Annotated in this window: 10 protein-coding genes; all 10 read right to left on the bottom strand. The window is 57.4% G+C overall.

Annotated elements, in window-relative coordinates:
• Nucleotides 1-211: 211 nt before the first annotated feature.
• The 10 genes from leuB to ACYVHC_RS15515 all read right to left on the bottom strand — a co-directional run bounded on the left by leuB (nucleotide 212) and on the right by ACYVHC_RS15515 (nucleotide 13,088).
• On the bottom strand, nucleotides 212-1,336 hold the full coding sequence (gene leuB / locus ACYVHC_RS15560) for a 3-isopropylmalate dehydrogenase (RefSeq protein ID WP_460614700.1): 1,125 nt from the start codon (nucleotides 1,334-1,336) through the stop codon (nucleotides 212-214).
• A complete protein-coding gene (gene leuD, locus ACYVHC_RS15555; RefSeq protein WP_460614699.1) occupies nucleotides 1,324-1,923 on the bottom strand; it encodes a 3-isopropylmalate dehydratase small subunit in 600 nt (199 codons plus the stop codon). The genes leuB and leuD overlap by 13 nt, the downstream gene beginning before the upstream one ends.
• Before the next feature lie 176 nt (nucleotides 1,924-2,099).
• Complete coding sequence (leuC, locus tag ACYVHC_RS15550) at nucleotides 2,100-3,497, bottom strand: 3-isopropylmalate dehydratase large subunit (RefSeq protein ID WP_460614698.1); 1,398 nt, start codon at nucleotides 3,495-3,497, stop codon at nucleotides 2,100-2,102.
• A gap of 47 nt (nucleotides 3,498-3,544) precedes the next feature.
• Nucleotides 3,545-4,711: a 2-isopropylmalate synthase gene (locus ACYVHC_RS15545; RefSeq protein WP_460614697.1), complete on the bottom strand. Its 1,167-nt coding sequence runs from the start codon at nucleotides 4,709-4,711 to the stop codon at nucleotides 3,545-3,547.
• Between the two features lie 447 nt (nucleotides 4,712-5,158).
• Complete coding sequence (gene ilvA / locus ACYVHC_RS15540; RefSeq protein WP_460614696.1) at nucleotides 5,159-6,430, bottom strand: threonine ammonia-lyase IlvA; 1,272 nt, start codon at nucleotides 6,428-6,430, stop codon at nucleotides 5,159-5,161.
• 80 nt (nucleotides 6,431-6,510) lie between these two features.
• Nucleotides 6,511-7,578 carry a ketol-acid reductoisomerase gene (ilvC, locus tag ACYVHC_RS15535; protein ID WP_460614694.1) on the bottom strand — a complete coding sequence of 356 codons (1,068 nt, stop codon included), beginning with the start codon at nucleotides 7,576-7,578 and terminating at the stop codon, nucleotides 6,511-6,513.
• 185 nt (nucleotides 7,579-7,763) lie between these two features.
• Entirely contained in the window at nucleotides 7,764-8,369 is a 606-nt protein-coding gene (ilvN, locus tag ACYVHC_RS15530) for an acetolactate synthase small subunit (RefSeq protein WP_460614692.1), read from the bottom strand.
• A 154-nt stretch (nucleotides 8,370-8,523) separates the two neighbouring features.
• Nucleotides 8,524-10,287: a thiamine pyrophosphate-binding protein gene (gene ilvB / locus ACYVHC_RS15525; RefSeq protein WP_460614691.1), complete on the bottom strand. Its 1,764-nt coding sequence runs from the start codon at nucleotides 10,285-10,287 to the stop codon at nucleotides 8,524-8,526.
• A complete protein-coding gene (gene ilvD, locus ACYVHC_RS15520) occupies nucleotides 10,244-11,968 on the bottom strand; it encodes a dihydroxy-acid dehydratase (RefSeq protein WP_460614690.1) in 1,725 nt (574 codons plus the stop codon). The genes ilvB and ilvD overlap by 44 nt, the downstream gene beginning before the upstream one ends.
• Before the next feature lie 214 nt (nucleotides 11,969-12,182).
• On the bottom strand, nucleotides 12,183-13,088 hold the full coding sequence (locus tag ACYVHC_RS15515; protein WP_460614689.1) for an aminotransferase class IV: 906 nt from the start codon (nucleotides 13,086-13,088) through the stop codon (nucleotides 12,183-12,185).
• Nucleotides 13,089-13,425 lie beyond the last annotated feature (337 nt).

Raw genomic sequence — 13,425 nt, 5'->3', positions numbered from 1 at the left:
AGGTAAGACTAGGCTAGTAACTGCATCAAACCTCCATAAAATTAAACCTCATTTCCAGCCGAATCGGGGCGAAATGCAGCAGGAGCAGGGCGAAGCAACGAAAGCCCTAGGGCCAATTGAAGCGCTTCGGCCTTCCGGGAAACAAGAAAGCCCAGCCGCCCGGCATTGCTGCCGGACAACTGGGCTAGGGTCCCCACCCATACTTCTTCTCTTAAATAATGGTGCTCATCCCGAGCCTGATGTTGTTGCGGTGTACCTCACAATCGGCAATGTCCAGCACGCTGTAGGCAATGAAGTTGCCGACCTGCTCGGTGGTATACAGTGTAGCTGGGTTTAGTTCGGGCGTCACTACCCCCTGGTCGAGGGCGTGTTGCACGGCGTCGCGCACGCAGTCGGCTTCCTCTTGCAGGTGGAAGTGGTCGAGGAGCATGGCGGCCGAGAGGATGGTGGCAATGGGGTTAGCAATGCCTTTGCCTTTGGCCTGCGGATAGGAACCGTGGATAGGCTCAAACAGCGCCGCCCCATCACCCACGGAGGCCGAGGGCAGCAGGCCTAACGAGCCTGCAATGACTGATGCCTCATCCGAAATGATGTCGCCGAACATGTTCTCCGTCAGGATAACATCGAACTGGCGCGGATTGAGAATGATTTGCATGGCCGCGTTGTCCACGAAAAGATAGTCGAGGGCTACGCTAGGGTATTCGGGAGCAATGCTCTGCACGGTTTCGCGCCACAGGCGAGAGGTTTCCAGCACGTTAGCCTTATCCACGAGCGTGAGCTTGTGGCGACGCGTTTCAGCGGCCTTAAAGGCGCGGTGTGCGATGCGCAGGATTTCCTCCCGCGAGTAGGTGCAATTGTCGTAGGCCCAGGTGCGGTCCTCGGAACGGCCTTTTTCGCCGAAGTAGATGCCACCGGTCAGCTCCCGGAAAATGAGGATATCAGTGCCCCGAATGCGCTCTGCTTTCAGCGGCGAATGTTCCAGTAGCTGGTCATAAGCCGTGATGGGGCGGATGTTAGCGTACAGGCCTAGCGACTTCCGTAGGCCTAGTAGCCCTTGCTCCGGACGCACTTTGGCCGTGGGGTCATTGTCATATTTTGGGTCGCCGATGGCGCCGAGTAGCACCGCATCGGCCTGGCGGCAGGCATCGAGGGTAGCATCTGGCAGCGGAGTGCCCGTGGCGTCAATAGCGCAAGCTCCCATCAACTGATAATCGAAGATAAACTCGTGCCCGAAGCGGCTCGACACCGCGCGCAGCACGCGCACCGCCTCGCCGCACACTTCGGGGCCAATACCGTCGCCCGGCAACACCACAATCCGTTTGCTTAGAATACCCATGACCGCTGCTGTTCATAAGCCGTGATGGCCGCCTCCTGGCTAATGAGAAAATCAATGTCGTCGTACCCGTTGATCAGGCACTCTTTTTTGTAAGCGTCCAGTTCGAAGCGAATAGTTTCATCCCAACCCGGTATGGTAAGCGTCTGGGCCTGCAAATCCACCGTCAGTGCGGTATTCGAGTCCTGCACTACTACCTCAAACAGCCCCTGCAGCACCTCATCAGAAACTTGCAGCGGCAGTAGGCCAATATTGAGTGCATTGCCCCGGAAAATATCAGCGAAGTAGCTGCTGATAACCACTCGGAAACCGGCGTCATACAAAGCCCACGCAGCGTGCTCCCGGCTAGAGCCGCACCCGAAGTTCTTGCCGGCTAGTAGAATCTGATGGCCTTGGTAGCGGGTATCGTTCAGCACGAAGTCGGGCTTAGGCTGCCCGTCGGCGGTGTAGCGCCAGTCGGCAAACAGGTTCTGACCGAATCCTTCGCGAGTCGTCGCCTTCAGAAAGCGCGCCGGAATGATCTGGTCTGTGTCCACATTTTCTATCGGCAGCGGCACCACGCCGGAGCGTAGTGTTTGGAATTTTTCCATGGGGTGGGGAAGATGTACGAGAGGCTATTGCTAGCTCCCCTCCTCAGATGAGGAGGGGTTGGGGGTGGTCGAAGTGGCCTAGAACGGTAACTAAGACTAGTTCTAGTTGAGGTTCAACGATTAGTCAACCACCCCCAGCCCCTCCTCATCTGAGGAGGGGAGCTAGCACTAGTAGTCTAATTCAAATACTGTGTAATATCCACTAAGCGGCCTTCCACCGCTGTAATTGCGGCTACCAGCGGACTGGCAAGCAGGGTGCGGGCGCCGGGGCCTTGTCGACCTTCGAAGTTGCGGTTGGAGGTAGAGACGCAGTAGGCACCGGCCGGAATCTTGTCATCGTTCATGGCTAGGCAGGCGCTGCAGCCTGGTTCGCGCAGTTCAAAGCCAGCGTCGGCTAGGACCTTGTCGATGCCTTCGGCAATGGCTTGCTGCTCTACTTGCTTGGAGCCGGGCACTATGATGGCCTCCACGTGGGCCGCTTTCTGTTTGCCCCGCACGTAGGCCGCTACCGTGCGCAAATCCTCAATGCGGGAGTTGGTGCAACTGCCAATAAACACGTAGTTGATTTCCTTGCCCAGCAGCGACTCGCCCGGCTGAAAGCCCATGTAGCGCAACGATTTATCGAAGCTGGTAGCCTCGCTACCCCCGTTGAGCACCGGAATGTTGGCTGAAAGCGGAATGCCCATGCCAGGGTTGGTGCCGTAGGTAATCATGGGCTGAATGGACGAGGCATCGAACTGCAGCTCGGCATCAAACACGGCGTCCTCATCGGAGTACAGTGTCTGCCAGTGCGCTACGGCCCGGTCCCAATTCTCGCCCTGGGGCGCAAAGCGCCGGCCTTGCAAGTAGTTGAAGGTTGTAGCATCCGGGGCAATGAGGCCGCCGCGGGCACCCATCTCAATGCTCATGTTGCAGACCGTCATGCGGCCTTCCATGCTCAGGGCACGAATGGCGCTGCCCGCGTACTCCACGAAGTAGCCTGTAGCGCCACCCGTGCCCAGCTGAGAAATGACATACAGAATCAAATCCTTAGCGGATACACCGGGCCGTACATCGCCATCGAGGGTAATGCGCATGCGCTTGGGCTTGTCTAGCAGCAGGCACTGCGAGGCCATTACTTGGGTCACCTGGCTCGTGCCGATGCCGAATGCAATGGTGCCGAACGCGCCGTGGGTAGAGGTGTGGCTGTCGCCGCACACCATGGTCAGGCCCGGCTGCGTGATGCCCAGTTCCGGCCCAATTACGTGCACGATACCCTGGTACTGGTGGCCTAGGCCATAGAGCTCCACGCCAAACTTGGCGCAGTTCTCCGTGAGTTTGTCTACCTGCGAGCGGGACAGCGGATCCTGGATGGGCTGGTCTTGATGGCGCGTGGGAACGTTGTGGTCGGCGGTGGCAACTATCTGCTCGGGGCGGCGCAGGGTAAGGCTGCGGGCCGTCACTTCGTCAAATGCCTGGGGGCTCGTGACTTCGTGAATCAGGTGACGGTCGATGTAAAACACCGTGAGGCCGCCAGCTACTTCACGCACCACGTGCGCTTCCCAGATTTTATCAAATAAGGTTTTAGACGACATGAGAGTGGGGTGGGATGGTTAATCAGAACGACATGCTGCTAGTACTGCTACTCCACCGTCACCAACTGCTCCTGCTCCACCATCACGTGCAAGTCCTCGTCAACCACTTCTTTCTGGCGGTCGGCGAGGACAAGGAAGGAGGCGTAGGCCTTATTGAGTGCGGTGCGGTCGAAGTCGTAGCCGATTTTCTGGAGGCGGTAGGCCAGGGCAGCGCGGCCGGAGCGGGCCGTGAGCACAATGGCCGAATCGGGCATGCCCACTTCGCGTGGGTCGATGATTTCGTAGGTTTCGCGGTGCTTGATAACGCCGTCCTGGTGGATACCGCTGGAGTGCGAAAACGCGTTAGCGCCCACAATAGCCTTGTTTGGCTGCACCGGCATCGACATGAGGTGCGACACCATGGCCGAGGTTTCGGCGAGCAGTTTGGTGTTGATGCCCGTCTCGAAGTTGAGGTAGGGATGCTGACGCAGCACCATCACAGCTTCCTCCAAGGCGGTATTGCCGGCCCGCTCACCCACGCCATTAATGGTGCACTCCACTTGCTGCGCTCCGTTGAGCACGCCGGCAATAGAGTTGGCCGTGGCCATGCCCAAATCGTTGTGGCAATGGGTGGAGAGGCGCACGTGCTCAATGCCACGCACGTTGTCCACGAGGTATTTAATCTTAGCGCCGTACTCACTCGGTAGGCAGTAGCCCGTAGTATCGGGAATATTGAGCACGGTAGCGCCGGCGCGAATAGCAGCCTCACAGACTCGAGCCAAAAACTCGTTATCTGTGCGCCCCGCGTCCTCGGCGTAAAACTCCACGTCCTCCACGAAGGACTTGGCCAGCTTCACCGCCGCCACGGCGCGCTCCAATACCTTCTCTGGGGTAGTGCAGAGCTTGAATCGGATGTGCGAATCAGAGGTGCCAATACCGGTGTGAATGCGCGGGTACTTGGCTGATTTCAACGCCTCAGCGGCCGTAATAATATCATTCTCCACGGCTCTCGAAAGGCCGCACACGGTGGCGTAGCGCGTTTGGGCCGCAATGGCCGCTACTGCTGCAAAGTCGCCGGGGCTTGATACCGGAAAACCAGCCTCAATTACGTCAACACCTAGTAGCTCTAGCTGTCGGGCAATGAGGAGTTTCTCGTCGCGGTTCAGCTTGCAGCCCGGCACCTGTTCCCCGTCGCGCAGGGTCGTGTCGAAGATGTGGATTTTTTGAGTTGCCATGTCGATAGGGTTCTGTCAGCGAAATGTGCTGCCCGCAAGTACATGGCTTCGGTGTGCGAATGAAAACAGTCAGTCGGCACGCCTACTATTTCTAAAAGTTGATTTATAAATTATAAAATACTGATAATGAGTAGGTAGTGTATTGGTGAAATACAACGGCCAACACAGTAAAGAACGAAGCTCCCCTCCTCAGATGAGGAGGGGCTGGGGGTGGTTGACCAATCGTTGTACACAAGAAACTGACATGCTAAGCGGAGCCGAAGCATCTCTACCGCTTCGTTGTACAGGCCTAGGCCAGTTGGTTAGTCAGCGGTAGAGATGCTTCGACAGGCTCAGCATGACGGGCTGATAGGTTGTTCTAAATAGAGTCGTTCTAGGCCACATCAACCACCCCTAGCCCCTCCTCATCTGAGCAGGGGAGACGAACCTTCTAACCCACTAGGTCGATTACACCAGTAAACTTAAGAAGTCTTGCTTGCCGTTGAGGTATTCGTAGCCGAAGCCTTCGGCGGCCATGCGCAACTGAATTCCTTCTATGTCGTGAGGGCGCTGGACTTCTAGGCCTATAAAGACAGGACCTTTTTCCTTGTTGTTCTTCTTGATGTACTGAAACTGGATGATGTCGTCGCCTTCGTGGAGGACGTTGTTCACGAAGCGGCGGAGGGCGCCGGGCTTCTGGTTGAAGGTGACCAAGAAATAGTGCTTGCGACCTTGGTGGCGCATGGCCCGCTCCTTGATGTCCTCCATGCGGGTGATATCGTTGTTGGAGCCGCTGAGCACGCACACCACGGTTTTCCCTCTGATCTGGTCGGCGTACTGGTGTAGGGCCGAGACGCTAAGCGTGCCCGCTGGTTCTAGCACGATGCCTTCCTCGTTGTACATCTTCAGCAGGTCTTCGCAGACTTGGCCTTCGGGCACCAGCGCCACCTCATCTAGTAGCTCCCGGCATAGTTCAAACGTCAGTTCGCCAGGGCACTTTACCGCCGCTCCATCCACGAAGCTCTCGATGTGCTCTAGGGGTTGGCGTAGGCCAGTCTGGATAGCGCGCTGCATAGAAGGCGCCCCTAATGGTTGCACCCCAATGAGCTTAGTATGAGGGCTCAGCTGCCGAAACACGCTGCTAACGCCCGAGGCCAGACCACCACCACCAATAGGCATAAAGCAATAATCGATGGAGCCGGGGGCGTCGCGCAGTATCTCTAGGCCTACCGTGGCTTGCCCTTCCACAATAGCTAGGTCATCGAATGGGTGCACGAATGTGCTGCCGCGCTGGTCGCAGAAGTCTTTTGCCGCCTTGTAGGTATCGTCGAATGTGGCACCGGTCAGGATAACTTCCACTTGGTCTTTGCCGAACAAGCGCACCTTATTTACCTTCTGAGCTGGGGTGAGGGCAGGCATAAAAATATACCCTCGTAGCCCCAGCAACTGACAAGCGTAGGCCACTCCCTGTGCATGATTACCCGCGCTGGCGCACACCACATCCTGCCCCGACTGATCCCTGCTCAGGCCAGCCATCTTGTTATATGCCCCCCGAATTTTGTAGGAACGAACCACCTGCAGATCCTCACGCTTTAGATATACCTGCGCTCCGTAAGCGTCCGATAAGCCTAGGTTGTGTTGCAGCAGCGTTTTGTAAATCACGCCATCGAGCGTGCGCGCTGCCCGTTCCACGTTTTCCAGGCGTACCGTTGGGGCAGAGGTGAGAGTGTCTTGTTCCATAGAGGTAGTTGTGAGCACCAAAAAAGAACGTCATGTCGACCGGAGCGAGACATGACGTTCTTCTAGATTCAGTAATGTAGTTAGCTTAGTTCTTCTACCTTCTCGGTGGCTTTGGAGCGTAGCTCGCGCACCGTGGCGCCCGTCTGCCACAGCTCCGAATCGCGTACTTCCTTCAGTTCCGCTTCCAACTCCTTGCGGTAGCCGGGGGTAGAGCCGCGCTGGATAGTACGGGCGGCTTCCTGGCCGGAGGCCACGCTGTCGTAGAGTTCGTTGAGAACGGGCAGGGTAGCGTCGCGGAAGCGGCCTTTCCAGTCGAGGGCGCCGCGCTGGGCGGTTACGGAGCAGTTGCTGAACATCCAGTCCATGCCGTTTTCGCCAACTAGTGGCACGAGGCTTTGGGTGAGTTCTTCTACGGTTTCGTTGAAGGCTTCGGAAGGGGAATGGCCGCGCTGGCGCAGCACTTGATATTGAGCCTCGATGATGCCCGCCAATGCGCCCATCAGCACGCCCCGCTCACCAGTGAGGTCGGAGTAGACTTCGCGCTTGAAGTCGGTTTCAAATAGGTAGCCTGAGCCAACGCCAATGCCGAGGGCAATGGCCTTTTCGTAGGCCTGTCCGGTAGCATCCTGGAATACCGCAAACGACGAGTTCAGGCCACCACCCGCCACAAACAGGCGGCGCAGGCTGGTGCCGCTACCCTTGGGGGCTACCAATACCACGTCCACATCAGCGGGCGGAACGATGCCGGTTTGGTCGTTGAAGGTGATGCCGAAGCCGTGCGAGAAGTACAGTGTTTTGCCGGGCGTCAGCTTGGCTTTCAGCGTAGGCCACACCGCAATCTGGCCGGCATCGGAAAGTAGGTTGGCGATGATGGTGCCGCGTTCTGCTGCTTCCTCAATGTCGAACAGCGTTTCGCCTTCTACCCAACCATCGGCCTCGGCCTTACTCCAAGAGGCGGAGTCGCGGCGCTGCCCGATGATGACGTTGAAGCCGTTGTCGCGCAGGTTTAGTGCCTGGCCGGGGCCCTGCACGCCGTAGCCAATCACGGCAATGGTTTCGTCTTTCAGAATAGCCCGGGCTTTCTCTAAAGGAAATTCGTCGCGGGTCACTACGTGCTCTTCTACGCCGCCAAAATTGATGGTTGCCATGATGTTGGGTATTGGGTTGGAAGATGAAAATGTCGTTTTGTTGGTTTTCAGGCCGTCATGCTGAGCGGAGTCGAAGCATCTTTACCTCTGACTAACTACCAGGCCTAGACCTCTACAACGAAGCAGTAGAGATGCTTCGACTCCGCTCAGCATGACGTTCTTTTTGCTCACGATGGCGGGTGTTTTCACATCGTGAACACTTTGTCGCGGCTGTTGAGGTAGTCGTTTTCACTGACCTCGTGGCTGGGTTCCACTCGCTCAAACTCGCGGAGTTTATGGTGGAAGCCTTGGCTGTTTTTGATGATGGCAATGCGGGCCGAGCGCACAAACTCAATGAGGCCATAGGGGGCCAAAACGGATAGAAGTTTGTCGGTTTCCTCACGGTGGCCAGTGGTTTCGAATACCGTGTAGTCTTTCCGAATCACCACAACGCGGGCGCCATGTTCCCGTAGCAGTCGCTCCACAATCACGCGCTCGGCAATAACGTCGGTGGGGACTTTGTACAGCGCCATTTCCTGCCAGATCACGTCCTCGTTGGTATTGAAGTACACCTTCAGCACCTCGATCTGCTTTTCAATCTGCCGGGCAATTTTGCGCACTACCTCCTCGGTTTCCACCACCACAATATTGAAGCGGTGAATGCCTTCAACTTCCGAAGGCGACGTGTTGAGACTCTCGATGTTGATTTTGCGCCGAGAGAAAATGATGGCAATGCGGTTCAGCAGTCCCACCTGATTCTCGGTGTAGGCCGTGATGTTGTACTCCTGCCGTTCGATGGGTTGCTGATTCATGGTTATAAGGGGTAGCTACTAAGCCTTTCTGCTGAGCCTGTCGAAGCATCTCTTGCGCTTCGTTGTAGAGGCTTAGTCCAGTAATTAGTCAGCGGTAGAGATGCTTCGGCTGCGCTCAGCATGACGTTCTTTTTTTGATCTGTCGGACCGCGTTCTATTTCAGTCGGATTTCACTTACTCCGCAGCCTTGCGGCACCATGGGGAAGATGTTGTTCTCCTTCGTCACCATTACTTCCAGCAGGAAGGAGCCGGGGTGCTCCAGCATTTCGCGCAGGGCTGGTTGCAACTCGGGGCGGCTGTCTACGCGGCGGCCGGCAATGCTGTAGCCACGGGCCACGGTCACGTAATCGGGGCTGGCAATATCCACGAAGGAGTAGCGCCGGTCGTGGAACATCTCCTGCCACTGGCGCACCATGCCCAAAAACTGGTTATTGAGCAGCAAAATCTTCACATTGACGCCGGTCTGCATGATGGTGCCCAACTCCTGAATCGTCATCTGAATGCCTCCGTCGCCGATAACAGCTACTACCGTGCGCTCCGGTGCACCAAACTTGGCCCCGATGGCGGCCGGTAGAGCAAAGCCCATGGTGCCTAGGCCACCGCTGGTAATGTTGCTGCGGGTGTGATTGAGCTTGGCGTAGCGGCAAGCTACCATCTGGTGCTGACCTACATCAGTCACGATGATGGCCTCACCTTGGGTCAGCTCATTCAGCTGCTGAATTACTTCGCCCATAGTCAACTCGTCGGAGGTCGGGAACAGCTCATCCTGAATGACGGCGGCTATTTCTTCGGCGTCGTGCTCCATAAATCGTTGCCGCCACTCGGGGTAGGTGCGGGCTTCCAGTAGCTCAGTGAGCATAGGTAGGGTTTCCTTGCAGTCGCCCCACACCGGCACGGTGGCCTTCACGTTCTTATCGATTTCCGTGGGGTCGATGTCGAGGTGAATGATTTGGGCTTGCTTGGCATATTTATCCAAGCGGCCCGTTACCCGGTCGTCGAAGCGCATCCCGATGGCAATGAGCACGTCGCACTCGTTGGTCAGCACGTTAGGGCCATAGTTGCCGTGCATGCCTAGCATGCCCACGTTTAGCGGGTGGCCGGTGGGTAGGGCGCCAGCGCCAAGAATGGTCCAGGCGGCTGGAATGCCGCTTTTCTCAATAAACTGCTTGAATTCCTGCTCGGCCTGGCCTAGCAATACGCCTTGGCCCCAGAGCACAAACGGCCGCTTGGCTTGGTTGATGAGGGCGGCTGCCTGCGCCACGTACTCGTGCCGAATAAGTGGCCTAGGCCTATAGCTGCGGATGTGCGTGCAGGGTTGGTACGGCTCAAAGTCAGCTTTCTGAATCTGAGCGTTTTTGGTGATATCAATCAGCACCGGACCAGGCCTACCGCTGCGCGCGATGTAGAAGGCTTTGGCCAGTACCTCCGGAATCTCACTCGCGTCCGTTACCTGGTGGTTCCACTTGGTAACCGGGGTAGTGATGTTGATGATGTCGGTTTCCTGGAAGGCATCGGTGCCCAGCAAATGTGCAAATACCTGCCCCGTAATGCACACTAGTGGCGTGCTGTCAATCTGGGCGTCGGCTAGGCCAGTTACGAGGTTGGTAGCGCCGGGGCCACTGGTCGCGAAGACTACACCCACCTTGCCCGACGAACGCGCATAGCCCTGGGCCGCGTGAATGCCGCCCTGCTCATGGCGCACCAGCACGTGGTTCAGCTGCTCCTTGAAGTCGTAGAGCGCATCATAAATCGGGATGATAGCGCCGCCAGGGTAGCCGAACACAGTGTCCACGCCCTCCGCCAGCAGCGCGTGCAGCGTAGCCTGCGCCCCCGAAAGCGTTTGGGTGCTAGGCTCCGCCGTGGCTACGGCCGTTTCAGGCGAGGTTGGCGCGGGCTGGGGTTGTGGGTTCAAGTACATGGTCTTCCTGGTAATCGGTGATACAGCCGCGGCTCGCGTCGCTGACCGTGCGGATATACTTCAGCAGCACGCCTTGTTGCACGTTGGGCCGGGGCCGCTGCCACTGCTGGCGGCGTAGCTCCAGCAAGGCGTCATCTACTTGCACATCTATAGTGTTGGTGCCGGCGTCCAGCACAATCCAGTCGCCATCTTCCACCAGCGCGATGGTGCCGCCATCGTAGGCCTCGGGGCAGACGTGGCCAATCACGAAGCCGTGCGTGCCACCTGAGAAACGGCCGTCTGTAATGAGCGCCACCTTGTCGCCTAGGCCAGCGCCAATGATGGCCGAGGTAGGCTTGAGCATTTCCGGCATGCCGGGTCCGCCCTTGGGCCCCACATAGCGAATCACGACCACGTGACCCGGCTGAATCTTACCCTGCGTGATGCCTTCGTTCAGCTCTTCTTCGGAGTTGAACACAATGGCCGGACCTTCAAACCGCAGGCCTTCTTTCCCCGTGATTTTGGCCACGGCGCCTTTCTCGGCCAGATTGCCATACAGAATCTGAATATGGCCATCGGCTTTGATGGGGTTGTCCAGGGGGCGCAGCAAATCCTGCTCGGCACCCAATGGCTGCACGTTGGCGAGGTTTTCGGCCAGGGTTTGGCCCGTTACCGTCAGCAGGTCGCCGTGGAGCAGGCCTAGGTTGAGCAAGGTTTTCATCACGGCCGGCACACCGCCCAGGGCCGAGAGGTCTTCCATTAAATACTTGCCACTGGGCTTGAGGTCGGCCAGCACCGGCGTGCGGTTGCTTACCGCCTGAAAGTCTTCCATAGTAAGGTGCACGCCGGCAGCGTGGGCAATGGCAATCAGGTGAAGCACCGCATTGGTAGAGCCGCCGAGTACGGTGGTCATTACCAGGGCATTTTCAAAAGCCTCTCGCACCAGAATGTCGCGGGGCTTGAGGTCGAGTTCGAGCAGGCGGCGCAGGTAGGAGCCGGCCGTGAGGCACTCCTGCTGCTTTTCCTGGCTCACTGCCGGGGAGGACGAGGAAAACGGGACGCTCATGCCCAGCGTTTCAATGGCCGCCGCCATGGTGTTGGCTGTGTACATGCCCCCACACGCCCCCGGACCCGGGCAGGCGTTGTGGATGATGCCCTTGTAATCCTCGTCCGATATCTGCCCCTGCAGCTTCTTGCCGTAGGCCTCAAAGCACGACACAATGTTGAGCTGCTGCCCCTTAAACGTGCCGCCCTTGATCGTGCCTCCATACACCATCAGGGAGGGCCGGTTAAGCCGTGCCATGGCAATGAGGGCACCGGGCATATTCTTATCGCAGCCCATCACGCAGGCCAGCGCGTCGTAGTTGTGCGCCCCAGCCATGGCTTCAATAGAATCGGCAATGATTTCCCTAGAAACCAAGGAGTAGCGCATGCCTGCCGTGCCGTTGGTAATTCCGTCGCTGACCCCAATCGTGTTAAACCGCAGCCCCACCAAGCCTTGCTCTTGCACGCCCACTTTCACCTGGTCGGCGAGGCCATTGAGGTGCATGTTGCAGGTATTGCCCTCAAAGCCCGTGGAGCAAATGCCCACAAACGGCTTGTGCAAATCAGCATCCGAAAGCCCTGAGCCAATGAGCATGGCTTGGGACGCCGGCAGGCTGTCGTCCTGGGTGTAGATGCGGCTGTATTTGTTCAGGGTCATTGCGGCGGGGTGTTTGTGCTGTTTTATCGGAGAAAAAGAACGTCATGTCGAGCTTGTCGAGACATCTTGCTCGAATCGTTGGAGTGGCCTAGCAACGTCAGCACGCGAGATGTCTCGACAAGCTCGACATGACGTTCTTGGGAAGTGGTAGAGATGCTTCGGCTCCGCTCAGTATGACGTTCTTTTTGGTTGGTTTTGGCTTCTAGGCCACTACCTACCGTTGCTCCGCGTAGCTGGCGTTGCGGCTCACCGCTTGCCCCGTTACAAGAGCGTGGTAGTGGCCGGCGAGCATGCCGCCGATGGAGTGCTGGAACGACTTTTCAAACACCACATCATCCACCGAAGCAATACCGATAACCTCGGCCGCGGTGCCCGTCATGAAGGCCGCTGAAGCAGTGTGCAGCTCCTCTGGCTTAAAGAATTTCTCATGCACCGTGATGCCAGCCTCGCGGGCCAGATCGATAATGGTATTGCGGGTAATGCCGCGCAGAATGCTGCCCTGTGGAGCCGTGTACAGCTCGCCGTCGCGCTCGAAGAAGAAGTTGGCACCCGGCCCTTCCGCCACGTAACCGTTCATGTCTAGCAGCAGGGCCTCGTCATAGCCGCGGCCCTTGGCCTCTGTGCTGGCAATAATGGAGTTAACATAGTGGCCGCCTACTTTGGCTTCGATAGGAACCGCTTTGGGGTTGGGTCGCTCATAGGGCGAGATGGTGAGGCGCAGGCTCTGGTCGCCTAGGTATTTGCCCCATTCCCACACCGCAATCAGCAGGTTGCTAGTGGTGGCGGCTTTCAGGCTCATGTTGGGGGTAGCGGCAAACACCAGCGGCCGGATGTACGCATCCGTCAGGTTGTTGCGTTCCAGTACTTCATAGCTGATGCGCGTGAGCTCCTCTACCGAATACTCCAGCGGCAGCCCAATACTCTTACACGAGTAATGCAGCCGCTCGTAGTGCTCCTCTGCCTTGAAAATGCGGGTTCCGGCCGGCGTATTGTAGGCTCTGATTCCCTCGAATACGGAGTAGCCGTAGTGCAAGGATTGGGCATACACGCCGCAGGTAGCCTGCTCAGCCGGCACGAACTCGCCATCTAGAAAGGCAACTGTGTTACTAGTGAAATACATGGTAGTAGGAGAGCTAAGGGAGAAAAACTGGCTATGAAAAAGCCTTTCCGAGCGTGGGGCTGAGAAAGGCTAGTCGAAACAGGACAATGCGCTTCCTTTCAGCCCGGCAGTGGCAGAATAATGACTAGCTGGATGAGGCGGAAAACAGAGGTCATGGAAATCGAAAGTGAAAAGAGGAAGAGGGCAGAGGGAGTGGCCTACCGGAGCCTTGGTTTGCTGCAATTCTTTGGAGAGAGTAGCAGCCGCTAATAGTATCTCCGGAAGGTGTGGCCTGCGTAAGTATGGCTCGCCAGCCGGCCGTTACAAGAGGAAGAAATATTGCGGACCAAGAAGTGGA

The sequence above is a fragment of the Hymenobacter seoulensis genome (assembly GCF_054780535.1).
This window is presented reverse-complemented; position numbering and strand designations above follow the sequence as displayed.